This is a genomic window from Succinatimonas hippei YIT 12066, assembly GCF_000188195.1.
GTDB lineage: Bacteria > Pseudomonadota > Gammaproteobacteria > Enterobacterales > Succinivibrionaceae > Succinatimonas > Succinatimonas hippei.
In genome coordinates, this window is record NZ_GL831047.1 from 39205 (window position 1) to 57763 (window position 18559).

18 protein-coding genes are annotated in these 18559 nt (G+C 42.1%); 9 read left to right on the forward strand and 9 right to left on the reverse strand.

The window, feature by feature from the left end:
- Positions 1-83 precede the first annotated feature (83 nt).
- Positions 84-305 (forward strand): PD-(D/E)XK nuclease domain-containing protein, encoded by a 222-nt coding sequence (locus tag HMPREF9444_RS10840; RefSeq protein ID WP_267902417.1) that lies wholly within the window; start codon positions 84-86, stop codon positions 303-305.
- 42 nt (positions 306-347) lie between these two features.
- Here the strand turns inward: HMPREF9444_RS10840 and HMPREF9444_RS08035 are convergent, their stop codons facing one another.
- From HMPREF9444_RS08035 to HMPREF9444_RS08060, 6 genes are all read right to left on the reverse strand, one after another.
- Positions 348-953, reverse strand: coding sequence for a TRAP transporter small permease (locus HMPREF9444_RS08035; protein WP_009143920.1), 606 nt, complete (start codon positions 951-953; stop codon positions 348-350).
- A gap of 14 nt (positions 954-967) precedes the next feature.
- Complete coding sequence (locus HMPREF9444_RS08040; RefSeq protein WP_009143921.1) at positions 968-2266, reverse strand: TRAP transporter large permease; 1299 nt, start codon at positions 2264-2266, stop codon at positions 968-970.
- Positions 2267-2328: 62 nt separating this feature from the next.
- Complete coding sequence (locus HMPREF9444_RS08045) at positions 2329-3318, reverse strand: TRAP transporter substrate-binding protein (RefSeq protein ID WP_187363661.1); 990 nt, start codon at positions 3316-3318, stop codon at positions 2329-2331.
- A gap of 31 nt (positions 3319-3349) precedes the next feature.
- Positions 3350-4129: an HpcH/HpaI aldolase family protein gene (locus tag HMPREF9444_RS08050; RefSeq protein ID WP_009143923.1), complete on the reverse strand. Its 780-nt coding sequence runs from the start codon at positions 4127-4129 to the stop codon at positions 3350-3352.
- Positions 4130-4184: 55 nt separating this feature from the next.
- Positions 4185-5111 (reverse strand): dihydrodipicolinate synthase family protein, encoded by a 927-nt coding sequence (locus tag HMPREF9444_RS08055; protein ID WP_009143924.1) that lies wholly within the window; start codon positions 5109-5111, stop codon positions 4185-4187.
- A gap of 324 nt (positions 5112-5435) precedes the next feature.
- Positions 5436-6329 (reverse strand): AraC family transcriptional regulator, encoded by an 894-nt coding sequence (locus tag HMPREF9444_RS08060; protein WP_009143925.1) that lies wholly within the window; start codon positions 6327-6329, stop codon positions 5436-5438.
- A 419-nt stretch (positions 6330-6748) separates the two neighbouring features.
- Between HMPREF9444_RS08060 and HMPREF9444_RS08065 the strand changes: the two genes are divergently transcribed.
- The 8 genes from HMPREF9444_RS08065 to HMPREF9444_RS08100 all read left to right on the forward strand — a co-directional run bounded on the left by HMPREF9444_RS08065 (position 6749) and on the right by HMPREF9444_RS08100 (position 15820).
- Positions 6749-8539 carry an L-fucose isomerase gene (locus HMPREF9444_RS08065; RefSeq protein WP_009143926.1) on the forward strand — a complete coding sequence of 597 codons (1791 nt, stop codon included), beginning with the start codon at positions 6749-6751 and terminating at the stop codon, positions 8537-8539.
- A 63-nt stretch (positions 8540-8602) separates the two neighbouring features.
- Positions 8603-9037, forward strand: coding sequence for an RbsD/FucU family protein (locus HMPREF9444_RS08070; protein WP_009143927.1), 435 nt, complete (start codon positions 8603-8605; stop codon positions 9035-9037).
- Between the two features lie 10 nt (positions 9038-9047).
- Complete coding sequence (locus HMPREF9444_RS08075) at positions 9048-9788, forward strand: IclR family transcriptional regulator (RefSeq protein ID WP_040909427.1); 741 nt, start codon at positions 9048-9050, stop codon at positions 9786-9788.
- Positions 9788-10786 carry a sialidase family protein gene (locus HMPREF9444_RS08080; protein WP_009143929.1) on the forward strand — a complete coding sequence of 333 codons (999 nt, stop codon included), beginning with the start codon at positions 9788-9790 and terminating at the stop codon, positions 10784-10786. The genes HMPREF9444_RS08075 and HMPREF9444_RS08080 overlap by 1 nt, the downstream gene beginning before the upstream one ends.
- Positions 10787-10799: 13 nt before the next feature.
- Positions 10800-11765 (forward strand): tripartite tricarboxylate transporter substrate binding protein, encoded by a 966-nt coding sequence (locus tag HMPREF9444_RS08085; RefSeq protein WP_009143930.1) that lies wholly within the window; start codon positions 10800-10802, stop codon positions 11763-11765.
- Positions 11766-11797: 32 nt separating this feature from the next.
- Positions 11798-12268: a tripartite tricarboxylate transporter TctB family protein gene (locus tag HMPREF9444_RS08090; protein WP_009143931.1), complete on the forward strand. Its 471-nt coding sequence runs from the start codon at positions 11798-11800 to the stop codon at positions 12266-12268.
- 4 nt (positions 12269-12272) lie between these two features.
- A complete protein-coding gene (locus HMPREF9444_RS08095) occupies positions 12273-13763 on the forward strand; it encodes a tripartite tricarboxylate transporter permease (RefSeq protein ID WP_009143932.1) in 1491 nt (496 codons plus the stop codon).
- A gap of 386 nt (positions 13764-14149) precedes the next feature.
- Positions 14150-15820, forward strand: coding sequence for an AAA family ATPase (locus HMPREF9444_RS08100; RefSeq protein ID WP_009143933.1), 1671 nt, complete (start codon positions 14150-14152; stop codon positions 15818-15820).
- A gap of 133 nt (positions 15821-15953) precedes the next feature.
- Here HMPREF9444_RS08100 and HMPREF9444_RS08105 read toward each other — a convergent pair whose 3' ends face one another.
- The 3 genes from HMPREF9444_RS08105 to HMPREF9444_RS08115 are packed head-to-tail and all read right to left on the reverse strand — an operon-like array spanning position 15954 to position 18557.
- The gene (locus HMPREF9444_RS08105; RefSeq protein ID WP_009143934.1) at positions 15954-16763 is read right to left on the reverse strand and encodes a beta-keto acid cleavage family enzyme; all 810 of its coding nucleotides are present in this window, start codon (positions 16761-16763) and stop codon (positions 15954-15956) included.
- Between the two features lie 48 nt (positions 16764-16811).
- Positions 16812-18077 (reverse strand): TRAP transporter large permease, encoded by a 1266-nt coding sequence (locus HMPREF9444_RS08110; protein ID WP_009143935.1) that lies wholly within the window; start codon positions 18075-18077, stop codon positions 16812-16814.
- Positions 18078-18557 (reverse strand): TRAP transporter small permease, encoded by a 480-nt coding sequence (locus HMPREF9444_RS08115; RefSeq protein ID WP_009143936.1) that lies wholly within the window; start codon positions 18555-18557, stop codon positions 18078-18080.
- Between the last annotated feature and the right edge of the window lie 2 nt (positions 18558-18559).

Sequence of the window (18559 nt, forward strand, 5' to 3'; positions counted from 1 at the left end):
ACAAAATCCTGGACTAAAACCGGGAGTAAAGCATCATATTTTCACACGCAAGACCGATTAAAGGCAGTAAAGTTTTATATCAAATTGAGAAGCGGCTTTATATCTGTGAATTTAAGGTAATAGGCAAGGCTGACAGCGTCAAAGAGAAGCTTGAGGAAGCCAAAGCACAAATTCGGGAAAAGAGATACGGATTAAGACTTAGCGATAAGGAAGTCATTACGTTTGCAATTATCATCAATGAAAACAAGGATGAGACGCACGAAGCTGTGCGTGAAGTGGCGGCAATTGCAGAGATTGGAAATTGACAAAAAACCGGGCAATTGCCCGGTCCCTAAGTTTTTAGAAATTTATTGGTTTTCTTGTTGTTTTAATGCTTCTTTTGCCTTTTCAATTGCAATTGCATCCTCATCCTCGGCTTTTGCCTTTGCTTTCATTTCGTCAAGTTTCACAGTGATCTTTCCTCCGGTGATAACGTCGGCAATGGCATAGTAAAAATCACGAATTGCATAGATAACCATGAAAAAGGTTGCAACAGGAATGCACAGATAGAACCATGACATTTTAACGACGTGCGGTAATGTGAAAGTTACCTTGATGTTGGAACGTATACATAATTTAATACCGAAATATAAAATAATTATGTACGTAACCAGCATGATTGCGGTGGCAATCAGTCTGCAAATGCGTCCTGAAGCTGTTCCGTGCAGTTTATCCGTGATAATATCGACAAGGAAATGCTCTCCCGTGCGCACCAGCTCAGCGGCGGCAAGGAAGATCATCCAGACAAGGAAGAATTGAATTACTTCATCAATCCATGTCGGGTTCCATGTAATAAAAGATGCACGTGTTGAAATATTCAATAAAAACAGTACAAATACTACCATAAGGCAGAAGCCGGCAAGGCCGCGGGTTATTTTTCCTGCAATATCTTCAAATTTGAAATAAGCGTTCACTTGCGATCCTCCTTTTATGCGTTATAACCAAGAGCACGAGGCAGGAAGGTGGTAAGCGGCTCAAAGAAAGCAACCATCAAAGTTACTATTACCATAATGATTACGAAAGGTACTGCAGCTCTTCCTATTTTCATCATTTTCTCACCCGTGATACTTGACATCACATATAGATTAAGTCCGACAGGAGGGGTTAAGACGCCGCAGGCAAGAGCAATGCACATGACAATTGCAAGCTGAACAGTAGGATAGTCGTAAGCTTGAGCTAAAGGATAGAAAATAGGAACGGTAATGAGCAAAATAGCGGTTCCTTCCATAAAGCATCCCATAAGTAGAAGCAATAGGATTATCATGATAAGTATCGGGGCTATAGATGAGAAGGTAGATACCATCTGTTCAACGACCATGTGCGGAATACGGGTTTTAAGCAATACGTGCTGGAAGAAAGCTGCTGTTGCAATAACGAACATGATTTGTCCGGTTGATTTGGCTGTAGCCCAGAAAATACCGGGTAAATCTGCAAGTTTTAACTGACGGTATTTAAACATGCCAAGGAGCATGGAGTAAAAAGCGGCAACAGCTGCTGCTTCGGTTGCGGTAAATAGGCCTATAAAAATACCGCCTAAAACGATAACCGGAATCAGCAATGCCCAAATAGCTTTAATGCCAAGTTGAACTCTTTCTTTCATCGGAACTGCTGGTACTTTACCGAAGTTTGAATGACGGGATTCATAGCTTGCATAGATAATAAAGAACAGACCGGTAAGAATGCCCGGGATGGCTCCGCCTAAAAATAAAGCATTAACTGAGGTACCAGGTACTAATGAAGCAAATAAAATTAAGGTAATACTGGGCGGAATTATCGGACCTAAACCTCCGCCTGCGGCAATAGCGGCACATGAAAACGGTTGATGATATCCGGTGTTGCGCATTTCGGCAATTGCAATCATACCGACGCCGGCAGCAACGGCAGCAGCCGAACCGGACATTGCTGACATGATCATGCAGGATGCGATAGCTGCGTTTGCCAAACCTCCCCAGCGATGACCTAAACAGGCACGGGCAAAAGCGAACAGATCTTTAGATACGCCGCCGCGGTTCATAAAATTGCCCATCAAAAGGAAGAAAGGAATTGCCATTAATGTAATTCCCTTTACCTGATCATACATACTTGACGGCAGACGGATCATGTTGTTAAGCGTGGCATCTCCCATACCGATATAAGTGGCTATAGAGATAAAGGCCATACTGCCTGCAGTGGTAACGCCGATAAATAACGTAACCAGAACGCCCACGAACATGGCAAACATTATCATAAGAAGATCCTCTTATAAAGAATAAAGTGCGACGCATTAGTGTCGCACTCATATTTAAAGAACTACTTTATAGCTTTAATGAGATTATCAAGTTCTTCTTGACCGCAAAGTTCGGCGATCTTTTCATAGGCAGGTCCCATTTTGTCAATAAAGCTTTGTTTATCAACATCATTAACGCTCATGCCGTTTTCTTTGAGTTTGGCAATAATTTCAGCTTCCTGCCCCGGGATCATGGTACGGGTTAGATTCTGTGCGTCAATAGCGGCTTTTTTAACCACTTCTTGAAGTTCAGGGGTCATTTCATCATAGACGTCTTTATTGATGATTAATGCCTGCATGTCAAAGAAGTGGCCGGTTAATGCCAACTGGTTCTGGCATTCATAGTAGGAGTCGGCAAGAATTGTGGCTACCGGATTTTCCTCTGCGTCAACCACACCCTGTTTTAATGATTGATACAGCTCTGAGTAGGCGATGGTTTGGGTATTGGCACCTAAAGCGTCAAAGGTTGCAAGAAGTCCTGCTGATCCGGGGACGCGGATTTTTACGCCTTTAAGATCATCTGCTTTGGTAACGACGATATCCTGGGTGGTTACATGGCGGAAGCCGTAATCAAACATGGAAAGTGGGAGAACATTCATGTTCTCGGCCATGTCGTCATAGAGCCAAGGCATAATATAGTCGTCAATTACTTTGTGTGCCTGGTCGTAATCTTTAAAAAGGAAAGGAGCGCTTAATGCGTTCATCTTGGGCAAATAAGTGGCAAGGTTTGATTGAGAAGCAATAACCATATCAACATCGCCGCCGGTGACGCACTGATCGATAAGAGCAGGTTGATCTCCAAGCTCAGAGGCCGGATACACTTCAACCTTAACTTTACCGCCGGTAGCTTCTTCTACTTCTTTTTTAAACAGCATGGCTGCATCATTATGAGCATGGCTTGCAGCTGCCGAGTGTGCCAATGCGATTTCCATTTCCGGAAAATCAGCTGCGGTTGCTGAAAATGCTACGAAAGAAGCAACGGCAGTGGCTAATATTGCAGGCTTAAATTTCATATTAATACTCCTTAGTAAAAATGCATATTCATTATGCATTATTTTGTTTAAAAATCTTTGACATAACAGCAACTTGCTCTTGAGCGCGTGCAATTATCGCTGCGGTATCGGTTCCGGCTGAAAGGAATTGGAACCCGAGGTCATACCAGAACTTTACATCCTCAGGGGTGTAAGCTGCTGCAACACCGATAGGCTTACCGGCGGCTTTGCATTTTTCTATTGCTGTCTTCATAAGGGCAACGACCTTAGGATGCTTGGTCTCATTAAGTAAACCTATAGATCCTGATAAATCACACGGACCTACTATAAAACCGTCACACCCTTCAACTTTTAACATATTGTCCAAATCGTTGATGGCATCAATATGTTCAAGCTGTGCAAAACGGCACATAGCGTCATTGGCGCTTTTTATATAGTCAAATAAGTCAATGCGTCCGTATCCGCAGGCACGTTTGGGCCCGAATCCGCGTTTGCCGTACGGAGGATAAAGGCAGGCATCCATTGCTTTTTTCAATTCAGCAGCAGAATTTACGTTGGGGAATATAATTCCGTCAGGTCCCATTTCCAAAACGCGTTTGGCTAAAAAAGGTTCATTTTGCGGCACTCTGACAATAGATGCAGCACCTCCTGCTTTACAGGCGATAATCTGATTTAAAACGGTTTCATAATCCTGAGCCTGATGTTCTGTATCGACCCAAATGAAATCAAAACCGCAGGCGGCAACCATCTCGGAAATGCACGGTTCGGCAAGATCAACTTCAAAACCGATAAGTTTTTCGCCTTTTAACAATCTTTCTTTAAACGGATTCATATTTAATCCTTATGTTTACAATGCTTAAAAATTGCCGGTCTTTAGGCAAGTGAAACTATATGCCTAAAGTACGGATGTAATCGTCAGTTAAATCTTTAAGAGCTTTGACTTCGGTTTTGAACGTCTCCGTTAATCCCGAGTCATCTTTAGTACGCGTTACCGTAGTGATAGGTAAGTTTTCAAATACTTTTAGATAGTATTTGGCATTGACCGGATAATACTGGCGTTCAATAAGCGAAGTAATGGTTAAAAGATTTTGCACTTTTTCGCTTTGTTTATCATCGATATGATCGCAAAGATAGGCATAAAGGCTCATCTGGAAAGAAGCCATAACGCCGCAGAATCCGTGGCATCCGGCTTTTAATGAATCAAGCAGTGTAGATGTGTTGGCGTTATAAATCTTAAGATTACTGCCTTTAACTATTTGAGCGCGTTTTTTCAAAAGATCTAAATCGCAGCAGGTATCCTTTAAAAAGTAAAAACGACCGGTAGAGGCAATCCATTTCAGGTTATCTTCGTCAATAAGACGCTTATAAGGATAAGGACACTCATAGAGGCCCAGAGGTAAATCTTCAGGCAAAGCGTTCATGACGGTTTCACAGTTTTTACGCCAGATTTCATTGCTTTCGTTTTCTTTGGCAAAACGATTTGTAATAAAGATAAGAGCCGACGGATTTAATGCTGCTATAGCCTGAAGCTCGTCAATTTGGTCTTCAATAGAGTCGGAGATATGTCCCGAAACGATAACCGGAACTTTATCTCCGGCAGTTTCAATAACGGTTTTGGCGATATTGATGCGCTCTTCTTTAGAAAGGAAAAACATTTCGCTTGATTGGCAGTCAGAGAAAAGACCGGAGCAGCCGTTATCAATGTACCAGTTAGTAAGGGCTTTAAGTCCCTCATAGTCTACTTTATTGTCGGCGGTAAACGGGGTCAGCATGACCGGCCAAGCGCCGCCCGGAAAACTAATGTTATTTGACATAAAAACTCCGCAAAAGATATTGTTCTTTATAAAAGAACAATATTAAGCTATAAAGAATCTATGCTTAATTTAGTTGAAAATAAAAAGGGCAGGTATAAAAAAATGAATTTAAATTTGGAATAAATTCACATTGATTAAATTAAATAATTAAGATGTGAGTTAGTTCAATTTTTAAGTTTTTTGAGGAGTTTTATTTAATTTAATTAGTTTATGTGTTAGTTATTTTGCCTATAAAGTCATTGTTGTTTAATGACTTTTTGGGTTTTTATAACTATGATTTAAGAAAAATCTCAAGTTTATAGCAATTAATTAAGTGAAATTTAATCATGAGCTGTCTTTTTGGCTAAGGCAAGATTTTCGAAAATCACGCGGCGAGATTTTTTTATATCGCTTAAAGAGCTTAGTAAAATAAGCCGGATCTTTAAAACCGCAGGCATAAGCAATCTGATTAATGCTTTCTGTAGGTGTTTGCAGTTTTACGGCAGCGCAGTCAACGCGAAAAGCATTTAAATAGTCCATTGGGCGCTTGCCTGTTAACTCTTTAAAAAATTTACAGAAATATTTAGGATTTAAATTTACTGTTGCCGACATATCGTCAAGAGTAATATCTTTATCGTAGTTATCAAAAATGTAGCGAAACAACACGTTGGTTTTATTTAAATACTTTAGATATCGTGAAGCAATCTGTTCTTCTTTGGCCGTAAATTCTTTTAAATAGAAAATATTACCAAGAATGGTTAAAAGCAGTCCTTGTGCCAGAAGCGTGTTTTCGTCGGCTCTGGTTTTTACGATATCAAAAAAGGCATCAATAAAATATGAAAATTTAGAGTTTTCTTCTTTATAAAAAAGTTCTTTAGGCTGAATTTGATGAGTAATAAGACGTTTTAAATCAATGGTATTAGGTTTGGTGGTGTCGAAGATTTTTGACAGGTTGAAAACAACGCATTCGTAGATATCGCTTGCGGAATCAGGATGTCCGCCGTGTACTACTCCATCCGATATAAAGAGAAAATCTCCTTCTTTAAGATGATAGTGGCGTTCGTTAAGCGTTATGGAAAGCCCGCCTTTTACAATACGTATAAGCTCATGATCGATATGATAGTGAAAAGGCATGATAAAACGCGGATGCCGTTTATTGATGAAATGATAATCAAAAGGGAAAGTTAGAGAGCCGCGTTCGAAGTTCTCGTCATAAGCTCCGGCAGGCAGGGACAGCATATCTGCTCCTCAAATGTGAATATTCAACAAAACTATGATAAAGAGAAATATATAAATATTATTTGAAGTACAGCATAGAATTTAAAATTATATCTATTGTTAATAATAGCGGCTTGAATATGAATTATCTTGTTGAAATTTATTAGTAATTTGTTATTTAATGAAAAAATTATTGTTTTTTCATACAGAACAGTGATTGGTAATAATGAAAATTATTTTTGTAAAACAGAACATTAAGCCGTTGTTTAATAAAACTATGAAGACTTGGTTAAAAATAAGAGCTTGGTCACGCTTTTAGCTAAATTTTATAAAAAGTGAATATTTTTCAAGTTTTCGTTCTTTTTTACCTAACACCTTTAAGCATCTTGATACAAAATTGAGATAAATCTTAAAAGTTAAATGAAGGAGTCGAACTTTATATGGCTACTAATCGTTATGTAGGAGAGTATCCCGTAATCGGTATCCGTCCTGTTATCGACGCTCGCCGCGGACCTTTGCAGGTAAGACAGTCCCTTGAAGAGCAAACTATGGGTATGGCTCATGCTGCCGCAAAGCTTATTTCAGAAAATCTACGTTATTCAAACGGTGAGCCGGTTAAAGTAATTATTGCCGATACTACAATAGGCCGCGGAGCCGAAGCTGCAAAATGCGCTGATAAATTCAAACATGCAGGCGTTGATATTACTCTTACTGTTACTCCTTGCTGGTGCTATGGTGCCGAGACCATGGATATGGATCCGATGACGATTAAGGGTGTATGGGGTTTTAACGGAACCGAACGCCCGGGCGCCGTATATTTGGCTTGCGTGCTGGCAGGATACGCTCAAAAGGGATTACCTGCATTCGGCATTTACGGTCATGACGTTCAGGAAGCTGACGACACTTCAATCCCCTGTGATGTTCAGGAGAAGATCTTGCGTTTTGCTCGTGCGGCTGTCGCTGCAGCAACTATGCGCGGTAAATCTTATCTTCAGATCGGTGCTACCTGCATGGGTATTGCCGGCTCTATGGTTAATATTGATTTCTTTGAAGAATATCTCGGCATGCGTGTTGAATCGGTTGATGAGGTTGAACTTCTTCGCCGCATGAATGAGCATATTTATAACGAGGATGAATATCAGCGTGCTTTAGCTTGGGCTAAAGAAAAGTGCAAGATTGGTTTTGATAAGAATCCTGAATTTGTACGCAAATCCGAAAAGGAAATGGAAGAGGCCTTTGAGTTTGTGGTCAAGTCCATGGTCATTATTAAAGACTTGTATCAGGGAAATCCGAATCTGCCTGAAGGAAGAGAAGAAGAGGCCGTCGGTTTTAACGCTATTGCAGGCGGTTTCCAGGGGCAAAGACAGTGGACCGATCATTTCCCCAATACTGATTTTGCAGAAGCTTTGCTCAATTCTTCCTTTGACTGGGAAGGCGCGCGTGAGCCGTTTGTTACCGCAACTGAAAATGACAGTTTAAACGGTGCAACAATGCTCTTTAATAAGCTCTTAACCAATACCGCACAGATTTTTGCCGATGTTCGTACTTATTGGAGTGCCGAAGCTGTAAAGCGTGTAACCGGATATGAACTTGAAGGAAAAGCTAAAGAGGCCGGCGGCTTTATTCATTTAATTAATTCAGGAGCCGCTTGTCTTGATGCCTGTGGTAAAGCTGCGGATAAAGACGGAAATCCGTGCATCAAGCCGTTCTGGGAAATGACCGAAAAGGATGTCGATGAATGCCTTAAAGCTACCACTTGGTGTGCAGCTGATAACGGTTATTTCAGAGGCGGCGGTTTCTCATCCCGTTTTGTAACCGAAGCGGCAATGCCTGTTACTATGGCTCGTCTTAATATCGTCAAGGGAGTAGGTCCTGTTTTACAGCTGGTTGAAGGCTGGACTGTAAGACTTCCGGATGAAGTTACCGATACTTTGTGGAAGCGTACCGATTATACTTGGCCGTGCACTTGGTTTACTCCGCGTGTTGGCGAAGGTCCGTTTAAGAGCGCTTATGACGTAATGAATAACTGGGGTGCCAACCATGGAGCTATCAGCTACGGACATATAGGTGCGGATTTAATCACTTTGTGTTCGATTCTGCGTATACCGGTATGTATGCACAATGTTCCTGAGGATAAAATTTTCCGTCCGGCATGCTGGAATGCTTACGGCATGGATAAAGAAGGTCAGGATTATCGTGCTTGCAAAGCATACGGTCCTATGTATAAATAATTTTTCTTTCCATAAATTCGATCCGGGAGCAATCCCGGATCTTTTGAAAACTTAGGAATTAAAATGTTAAAAGGCATTTCATCGCTTATAAGTCCGGATCTGCTTTTTGCCATGGCAAAGATGGGACATGGCGACAGATTGGTTCTTGCCGATGCTAATTTCCCGGCTCACAGCGTGGGAAAAGATGCGTTTGTCATTCGTCAGGACGGTATTTTAATTCCTGAGCTTTTAAGTGAAGTTCTAAAGTTATTTCCGCTTGATCATTTAACTTCTCCCTGTCATGTCATGCAGGTGTCAAAAGGTGATGTAGAAAGAGGTGTTCAAGTTCCGATTTGGAATGTATATCGGGAGATTATTGCAGCAAGCGGAGTCAATACGGATTTGGTCGAATATGAGCGTCAGGAATTTTATGCTGAAAGCCGTAAAGCTTTTGCGATAGTTCTTACCGGAGAAACTGCAGTATATGGTAATTTAATGCTGACTAAAGGTGTTATATAAGGAGTTGGAAATGCTGCAGAAATCCTTAGTTAAAGCATTGCAAATTATTGACTGCCTTTGTGGGGATAAAGAAGATTTCGGTATTTCTGAAATCAGTAAAGAGCTTAATCTTAATAAAAGCAATGTTTATGACATTATGACGACGTTTGAGCATTTCGGTTATGTAAAGAAAGATCCGAAATCAAGACGTTACAGTTTATCAATTCGTTTTTTAGAAATAGCTCATAAAGTCAGTGCCCAATTTACTTGTCAGGCCAAAGCGCGGGATGTTATCAATAAAATTTCTGATGAAATCGGCGAGGTTGTTTATTTCGGTATTCCTAACGGAGATAAGGTGATGTATCTGGAAGGAGCATTCCCTCATCAGAGCGTATCGGCAAAGCCGGTTATCGGTATGACAGCTCCTTTGACTTGTACGGGAATAGGCAAGGCTTTGTTGGCAAACTACAGTGAAGAGGATGCAGCTAAGGTTTTGTCTAAACCTCTTATTGCTTATACCGATAACACTATAACCGATCCGGTTTTACTTAAAGAAGAGTTAAGGAGAATTAAGCAGCGCGGCTACAGCATTGACAATATGGAGCATGAATTCGGCATTAAATGCGTTGCCGTTCCGGTATTTAATCTTAGCAATCATTTGGAAGGAGCTTTAAGTATTACCGGTCCGTCTTTACGTTTTCCCGATGAGGTAGTTTTGAAGTATGCGCAGATTTTAAAAAATGCGGCTAATGTTATCGGAGGCAGAGTTTGATGTTAAAGCGTGATTTTCATGTAATGGCCGCTAAGGAAAGTAAGATTGCTTTTAACATGTGCCATGCTTCTAATTTAATAAAATTAGATGACGGTACGATTATTACCGTATTTTTTGCCGGATCTCATGAAGGCAACAGCGACACTTCCATATACATGTGCAGAGCCAAAGCAGGGGAGTCTTCCGAGCCTGTAAAAATAGCCGGATCAGATGAGGCGCATTGGAATCCGGTACTCTTTGCAGTAAGTGATGAAGAGTTGGTTCTTTTTTATAAAGTAGGCAATATTATTGCGACATGGAGAACCATGATTGTGCGCTCTTACGATAGAGGTCTGACTTGGTCTGAGCCTGAGGAATTGGTACCGGGTGATATCGGCGGCAGGGGGCCAGTGCGCAATAAACCGGTTAGGATCAGCTCCGGTGCGATTTTATGTCCCGGATCTTTGGAAAACGGTCCGTGGCGGGCGTTTTTGGATATAAGTTATGATAATCTGCGTACTTTGGAAAAGAGCGCGGAAATATCCTATCAGGAAGAAGGAAACTTTTCACCTTTAAATAAAGGTATAGAAGTAAGTGAGCAGTCATTTTCGGGAAAGGGCGTAATTCAGCCTACGATATGGGAAGATGATAAAGGCGTACATGTGCTTTTGCGTTCGACTTACGGCAAGGTTATAAGGGCAGACAGTATCGATGGCGGCAGAACTTTTTTGAAACCGTATCCTGTCAATATGGATAACAATAACAGCGGACTTGATGCCGTATATGTAAACGGCAAGCTTTATTTAGTCTGCAATCCCGTAGGCGGCAATTGGGCTGACCGTACGCCGCTGACGCTGTTTTCATCAGAAGACGGCATTAATTTTAAAGAAGAAGCAGTATTAGCCGACGGTCCCGGTGAGTTCTCATATCCGTGCATCCGCGCTTACGACAATGCTCTTTATATTTCTTATACCTATTCGCGCAAAAATATTGCGCTTGACAAGTTCACTATAGACTAAGGAGACATAAACCATGAAAAAACTTCAGCTTTTGTCCGCAGCCGTAGCAATCGGTCTTAGCGTTTTTGCCGCAGGCGCTGCCAATGCAGCATATCCTGAAGATAAAGACATTACCGTGATTATTCCGAAAAATCCGGGCGGCGGCACCGATATCACCGCACGCGGACTTATTACCATGATGCAGCAGGATTTGGGTAATGCCAATTTCGTACCGCAGAACAAGCCGGACGGCAACGGCATCGTCGGTATGGTTGATGTTGCCAACGCCAAGCCGGACGGCTATACCTTGGGTATGGTCACCGTAGAGTTGGACATTTTCCCGCATCAGGGCAAGACCAAGCTGACTTATGACCAGTTTGATTCCGTCATCGCTCCGATTGCCGCTCCTGCAGCTTTAATTGTTCCTGCTGATGCTCCTTATAATTCACTTGATGAGTTCGTGGCATACGTCAAAGAGCATCCGGGCGAAATCATGATGGGCAATTCCGGTGTCGGAGCCATTTGGCATATAGCAACCTTAGCTTTTGAAAAAGAGTTCGGCGTTAAGGTTAAGCACATTCCTTATCCGAAGGGAACGGCAGACATTGCCGCAGCCATGGCCGGCAAGCACATCAACGGCACCTTGGCCGACCCGTCGTCATTTAAGAGCCAGATTGAAGCCGGCAACTTGAAGATTTTAGCCGTAATGGCAGCTGAGCGCACTAAGATGTTCCCGGATGTTCCGACTTTTAAGGAATTAGGTCATGACATGACTATCCGTGCCTGGGCAACTTTAGTTGCTCCTAAGGGGACTCCGGAGGAAGCTTTGAAGATTTTGCGTGATTCAGCCAAGCGTGTTTCTTCAACTCCGGAATATGCCGAGTACTTCTTAAAGCAGGGCATTGACCCGACCTCAATTGTCGGAGTAGACGCCGATAAGATGATGGAAGAAGACTTTGCCATGTACGGCGAGTTCATGAAGCAAATCATGGCTAAATAAAGCAGTAAAGACGTCCGCGCGAGGTATTTTATATGACGACAATGCAGGTTTGTAATTATATCGTTGCGATATTGACATTTATTATCGGAGGCGCCATAGCGTGGACGTCATACGGCTACGGCATTGAGATGACCGTGTTCGGGCCGGGGCCCGGATTTTGGCCGTTTATCTTGGCGGTGGGGCTTATTTTGGTAGCCTTGTTGATTGTTTTTGATACGGTTAAGCATAGAGAGAATTACGGCAAAGAAAAAATCGTATTAGCAGCAGCTGAAAATATCGGTGTCTATAAAATGATGCTGCTGACCTTGGGTTACATAATTCTTATCTATCTTGTAGGTTTTTATGCGGCTACATTCTTATTCATGTGCGCGGCGATGAAGCTTTTGGGAGCGAAACGACTGGCCACCATGCTTACGGCTTCACTGGCGTTTTTAGCAATAATTTATGTAGTGTTCGGCATGCTGCTGCATATTGCCATGCCGGTTTCCGTTTTTATGGAGTAGGGCTATGGATGCGGTATTAGAGGCAATTGCCATTTTAGCAACCTTTGAGAATGTAGGTTTGCTGCTTGCGGGAACGGCGGTAGGCATTTTTATCGGTGCTATGCCGGGACTTAGCGTCAACATGGGACTTGCTTTGCTGTTCCCGATAACTTTCAGTGTCGGCGGTATGAGCGGTATCGTGATGCTGCTCGGCATTTACTGCGGTGCAATTTACGGAGGCTCAATTACGGCTATATTGCTGCGTACGCCGGGAACTCCGGCATCGGCGGCTACTACGCTTGACGGCTATCCGATGGCGATGATTAACGGGCAGCCGGGGCGGGCGTTATCCATTTCGACTATGGCTTCGACTTTCGGCGGCGTATTTTCTACCGTTTGTTTGGTTTTATTCGCTCCGATGCTGGCCAAGGTAGCATTGCAGTTCAGCAAGCCTGAGTATTTTGCTCTTGCTGTATTCGGCATCAGCATGATAACGTCGGTGTCATCAGGCTCAATTTTAAAGGGGCTGGTAAGCTGCTTAATCGGCTTGTTCATTGCTACTATCGGTCTTGACGCCATGTCGGGTCTTGAGAGATTCACTCTGGGTACTTTGTATCTGTCAGGCGGTGTATCTTTCATGCCGATATTGATAGGATTGTTCGCGTTGACTCAGGTGTTCGTCAATGTCGAGGATGCATATAAAAACGAGCAGAAAAAGCAGAACATCAAGATTGACAACGTATTACCCACTTGGGCTGATTTTAAATTAACATTGTCGACTTTGCTGCGCTCTTCCTGTATCGGCACTTTTATCGGCTGCGTACCGGGAACGGGCGGTGATATTTCTTCCTGGATATCCTATGACCAGGCCAAACGCTGGGCTAAAGATAAGTCACAGTTCGGCAAAGGCGATCCGCGCGGAATTGCCGCTTCAGAATCAGGAAACAACTCGATTGTCGGCGGAGCTTTTATTCCGGTATTGACCCTGGGTATTCCGGGAGACGGTGCCACTGCAATTATCTTGGGAGCCCTGATGGTACACGGCATGCAGCCCGGACCTTTGCTCTTTGTTGACCATGCTCCTGATGTATATGCAATATTTATCGGCATGATGGCGGCTAATATCGTGATGGGCATTATGGGATTTTCTTTAATCCGCCTGTTCGTCAAGGTAGTTAATATTCCGCGCATCATCCTGCTGCCGATTATTACCATTATGGCGATAATCGGTACCTATTCTTACAATAACTCCATGAACGACGTACTTATTATGTTTGCCGCAGGTATTGTCGGATATTTCATGTATAAGATAGGTATGGGCGTTCCGGGGGTAATTATCGGCATTATTTTAGGCTCGCTTGCCGAGCAGAACTTTACGGGTTCATTGATGATGAGCGACGGCAGTTTGTCCATTTTCGCCACCAATCCGATTTGTGCCGTCTTCCTCGTGCTGTCGGTGATATCTTTGCTCTCTCCTTTGTATAAAGGAATGCTTGGCAAGATGTTTAAAAATTAGCAGATATTAAAAATTAAATTTCAGCTTTTAATCCTCAGTTTGTCATCTCCCGCTGAGGATTTTTTTTATCAAAAAAGTTCAGCAGCTAAAACTCTGTTCTTCAGAACGGAGATATAAGGCATATGCTATACTGCTGTCAGATAAAGTCTCACAAATTCAGACAAAAACCAAGTCTGTATTTACAAAGACATTAAATCAACATAAACAAGGGCAGGACTTGCCCGGATTGCCTGTCAAGCGAACCTCATAAGAGGTCGGCAGCAAGAGCCCGCCGAAGCTAATAACATTAGCACTATTGTTGTTTAGCAGTAGGAATCCCCAGTCTTTAGACCGAGGAGGAAGTCAAACTTGATAAATAAACAAGTTACTATTTTTTAAGTGGTATTATGATCGATTATTCCAAACTGCCATTAAGCATTACAGCATTTAGCGAATTTTGTGAAAGAAACAAAATCTATATTGATAAAACGGATTTAGTCGCTAAATTGGCTCAATTTGATGCTCCGATTTTTCTATCCCGTCCGCGCAGATTTGGTAAATCGACATTAGTAAGCACTTTTCATGAGCTTTTCTCAAACGGTCTTGATAAATTTCAAGGTCTTAAAATTGTCACTGAAAACTTATGGAAAGATACGACTTATAAAGTCATACATTTAGATTTTTCAATAATAAAAGAGAGAGGGGAAAGGTCTTTTGACCAATCCTTGCTCACGCAGTTAAAAATAGCATGCAAAGATTTACCGGAAAATACTGATTTAGCAGATAGCTCCAATACCTATTTGCAGTTTTTTCTAACACAACAAAGCGATACTAAATTTGTTTTGTTGATTGATGAATATGACGCCCCTTTAACTGCAGTGATGGGAGATAAAGAGGAGTTTGAATCAAGAAGAAGAGTATTATCAAACTTCTTCTCCACGATAAAAGCCTATTCAGGCAAATTTCGCTTTATTTTTATCACTGGAGTGACACGTTATTCAAATACTTCAATATTCTCCGCCTTCAATAATATTGAAGACATAAGTTTTAATCCTGATTACGGCGCTATTGTCGGTTACACTCAAGCTGAGCTTGAGAATTATTTTAAAGACTACATTGAATACGCAGCTAAAGCGTTAAACAAAAAAGAAAAGACTGATAAATATACCTATGAGCTTATTTTAGAAGAGCTCAAAAATAATTATGACGGCTATTCATTTGATGAAGAGTGTGAATGGCATGTTTATAACCCGTGGTCAATATTAAACTTTTTTAAAAACGCACAGCGCGGTTTTAAGCCCTATTGGCTTGAGACGGGTGGGGCGAAGCCGTCGCTTTTGGTAAATTATCTAAATACTTTTATTGATAAAAAAGTAAAGAAGACCGAGCTTGTCGATTATTTAAATCTTGAGTTTATAAAAAGAACCAACATCGCGGCATTATCTCCCACGATAACAAGTATTGAGGATGAGAACTTTCCTTTCTTTGCCATTTTGTACCAGGCAGGGTATTTTACGATTAAAGATACTGATGCTCCCGACCTCATGGTCGGCATACCAAATCTTGAGGTAAAGGAAGCTTTTGCCGATATCGTGCTTGAGAAACTAACGAATAAGGACGGCACGGCTTTAAGGGAGAGCTATAAGCAGGCGATAAAGGGTGCACTTAACACCAAAGACTTTAAAGCGCTAAAAGATGAATTCAACAAAATCTTAAATGAATTTTCCTATGAAAGCGTAATAAGTTTTAAAGAATACGCCTTTCGTGATGTTTATAAAGTGATGCTGCAACTACTTGGCTACAACACCTATACTGAGTATCAGACGGCACTTGGAAGAAGCGATTTATGCTTTGAAGATGACAGAAGACTTTATATCTGTGAATTTAAGGTTATAGGCAGGGCTGACAATGTTCAAGAGAAGCTTGCTGATGCCAAAGAACAAATCAGGGAAAAGAAGTATGGTTTAAGAATCACCGATAAGGAAGTTATTACGCTTGCCGTTATCATTGTTAATGAAAACGCAAGCGACAAGCATAAACCTATGCGTGAAGTTGCTGCAATTGAAGAGGTCATTTAGACGGATCATAATCAAAATATGTGAACAAAATGAGTGTTATAGTGCTCTTGTTGATGGCAGTTTTGTGAAAAACAACAAAAAATTGTGCGTCCGAGCTGGACGCACAATGACAAGGTGAATTTTTTAAATATTTTTAAGCGCCAATCTTAAAGAAGGCACGAGCCTCAGCAGGGGTCATAACTTCTTTATCCATAGCACGGATTAAATCAGCAGCCTTTTTGACGATAGGAGCGTTGGTGGAGACTTGAGTGTTAGGATCAAGGTAGTCACTATCTTCAAATCCGACACGTACTGTCTTAGCTCCCATACCTAAAGCGGCAGCAAAAATTCCCATGTCTTTACGCCCTGAGTGGGTAATACCCCAAACGGCCCCTTCAGGTATCATGTCTATCATCATGGCAAGTGCTTTAGGAGTTGCCGGTGCTTCACCTTTATGTCCTAAAACGACACTAAAGAGTACCGGTTTGACGAAGTCATATTTTTGCATCAGTTCAAACATGGTATTTGTGTGACCGATTTCAAAAGTTTCGACTTCGGGAATTTTTTTATATTTAAGAAGCTGCTGCACACAGTATTCAACATCTTCAGGACGATTTACATATACGCCTTTGCCCAAGTTTGTTGATCCGACATTAAGTGAACAGGCTTCAACTAAAGGAAGAGGCACAGGAGCGCAACGCTCCTCAATTGTCAGATCGGAAATTCCGCCGGTTGACACTTCAATAATAATATCGGAGTCTTTGCGAATAAGTTTCAAAGTCTCTTCAAGTAATGAGGTGTCAGGAGTTAAAGATCCGTCTTTAGCGCGTACATGTAAGTGCACCATGGCTGCGCCGTTTTTATAGCATTCAAGGACGTCAGCAGCAATAGCTTCCGGAATGATATCTTTGCATGTCGCGGCAACCGGTGCGACGTTAATCATTACTTTATTTTCAAAATTCATAACTACACCTTGAAAAAAGCGCCCCGCAGGGCGCTATGTAATCGTTTTTTATAATAAGCACAAAGATAACCAAGGAACAAAGGTTACGATGAGCAATGCAACGATGGAGACCAAGAGAAGCGGAGTTACACCGCGCATGATCTTCTCAAACTTGACTTTAGCAATATCGGCTGCAACGTAGAGGTTCGGACCGACCGGAGGAGTTACCTGACCGATGGAGAGGTTCAATACCAAAACTACGCCTAAGTGGATCATATCAATGCCTAAAGCTTTAGCAATCGGCATAACGATAGGTACCAAGATGAACAGAGCTGAAGTGTTGTCCATTACGCAGCCTGCGCACAAGAAGACGATGTTGATGATGAGCAACATGACAATCTTGTCGGAGGTTAAGGAAATGGCAAACTCGGTTAAGCGGGCGGCAATACCCTGCTCGGTCAAGACCCAGGAGAAAATACCTGCGTTCATGATGATAAGGAGAATGATGCCGGTGGTTTTGCCGGTAATGAACAGAGCCTGAGCAAAGGCTTTAAAGTTAAGCTCTTTGTATACGAATGTACCTACCAAGTAGCTGTAAATTACGGCAACGGCTGCAGATTCGGTCGGGGTTAAGATACCGGAGTAAATACCGCCTAATACGATGACCGGACTGATAATTCCCCATAGTGCATCAATAAAGCACTTCATGATTTCCTGACCGCTGGCCATCTTGCCTTTACCGCCCCAATTGTTTTTCTTGGAGATCCAGTAAGTATAGATGCAGAGAATGCCGCCGAAGATGCAGCCCGGAACAATACCGGCAAAGAACAGGTCACCGATACTTTCACCGGTGATCATACCGTAAATAATGAAGGTGATTGACGGCGGGATGATGGTACCTAAAGATCCGGAAATTGCGGATAAGCCTGATGAGAATCCTGAATCATATCCTTCTTTAACCATTGCCGGAATTAAGATGGAACCGATAGCGGCTACGGTAGCAGTGCCTGATCCGGAAATAGCGGCAAAGAACATAGCAGCGATAACGGCTACAATACCCATACCGCCGTGCATTCCGCCGAAGAAGCAGTTTGCAAGGTTAATAAGGCGCTTTGAGATACCGCCTTTATCCATTAAGGCTCCGGCTAAAATGAACAGAGGAATAGTCAAAAGTGTGAATTTTTGAACGGTTGCCTGCATCATTGCCGGAACAACACCCAAAGGATCTCCGGTATACAGCAGGGTGAAAATACTGGCAAGGCCTAAAGCAATGGCAATAGGGATATTGATGAAAATCATCAAAGCCAAGCTGCCAAATAAAATCAGTTCTGTCATTTACATGAGCTCCTGTTGAGTTGTGTTGTCTTTATTAATATAGGTGTATACCCAGAGACGATATATAGAAAGTACTGCAGATAAAGGAATGGCAATACCGATCATCCAAATCGGCATTTCAAGCACGCCGGTAAGCATGTTGTAGTGAGCTTGGCGCCATACCATTTCAGCACCGTAATAGAGCCAAATTAAATAGTTAACGGTGATAAGAATCGCTCTTACGTAAGTATGTGTGGTCTTAATCGGTCCGGTTAACTTATCGGTCAAGTAAGAAAAGCCCATGTGGGAATTGGTCTTAAATGCAGCAGCAGCGGCAAGACAGCAGACCCAAACGAACATTGTTGTAACCAGCTCTTGAGTGAAAGAGAGGTTAATAAAGCTTACCTTACGTGAGAACACATTGATGAAGGTAATGATTGCCATTATCACCAATGCGAAAGCGCATAAGATTTCTTCAAAATTGTCCCAAAACTTTTTCATGT

Coding starts and splice junctions, on each gene's coding strand:
- HMPREF9444_RS08050 (WP_009143923.1), bottom strand. CDS start 4,129: ATGAATCCGTTTAAAGAAAGATTGTTAAAAGGCGAAAAACTTATCGGT.
- HMPREF9444_RS08115 (WP_009143936.1), bottom strand. CDS start 18,557: ATGAAAAAGTTTTGGGACAATTTTGAAGAAATCTTATGCGCTTTCGCA.
- HMPREF9444_RS08105 (WP_009143934.1), bottom strand. CDS start 16,763: ATGAATTTTGAAAATAAAGTAATGATTAACGTCGCACCGGTTGCCGCG.
- HMPREF9444_RS08040 (WP_009143921.1), bottom strand. CDS start 2,266: ATGATAATGTTTGCCATGTTCGTGGGCGTTCTGGTTACGTTATTTATC.
- HMPREF9444_RS08080 (WP_009143929.1), top strand. CDS start 9,788: ATGTTAAAGCGTGATTTTCATGTAATGGCCGCTAAGGAAAGTAAGATT.
- HMPREF9444_RS08090 (WP_009143931.1), top strand. CDS start 11,798: ATGACGACAATGCAGGTTTGTAATTATATCGTTGCGATATTGACATTT.
- HMPREF9444_RS08045 (WP_187363661.1), bottom strand. CDS start 3,318: ATGAAATTTAAGCCTGCAATATTAGCCACTGCCGTTGCTTCTTTCGTA.
- HMPREF9444_RS08055 (WP_009143924.1), bottom strand. CDS start 5,111: ATGTCAAATAACATTAGTTTTCCGGGCGGCGCTTGGCCGGTCATGCTG.
- HMPREF9444_RS08075 (WP_040909427.1), top strand. CDS start 9,048: ATGCTGCAGAAATCCTTAGTTAAAGCATTGCAAATTATTGACTGCCTT.
- HMPREF9444_RS08110 (WP_009143935.1), bottom strand. CDS start 18,077: ATGACAGAACTGATTTTATTTGGCAGCTTGGCTTTGATGATTTTCATC.
- HMPREF9444_RS08065 (WP_009143926.1), top strand. CDS start 6,749: ATGGCTACTAATCGTTATGTAGGAGAGTATCCCGTAATCGGTATCCGT.
- HMPREF9444_RS08095 (WP_009143932.1), top strand. CDS start 12,273: ATGGATGCGGTATTAGAGGCAATTGCCATTTTAGCAACCTTTGAGAAT.
- HMPREF9444_RS08085 (WP_009143930.1), top strand. CDS start 10,800: ATGAAAAAACTTCAGCTTTTGTCCGCAGCCGTAGCAATCGGTCTTAGC.
- HMPREF9444_RS08070 (WP_009143927.1), top strand. CDS start 8,603: ATGTTAAAAGGCATTTCATCGCTTATAAGTCCGGATCTGCTTTTTGCC.
- HMPREF9444_RS08100 (WP_009143933.1), top strand. CDS start 14,150: ATGATCGATTATTCCAAACTGCCATTAAGCATTACAGCATTTAGCGAA.
- HMPREF9444_RS08060 (WP_009143925.1), bottom strand. CDS start 6,329: ATGCTGTCCCTGCCTGCCGGAGCTTATGACGAGAACTTCGAACGCGGC.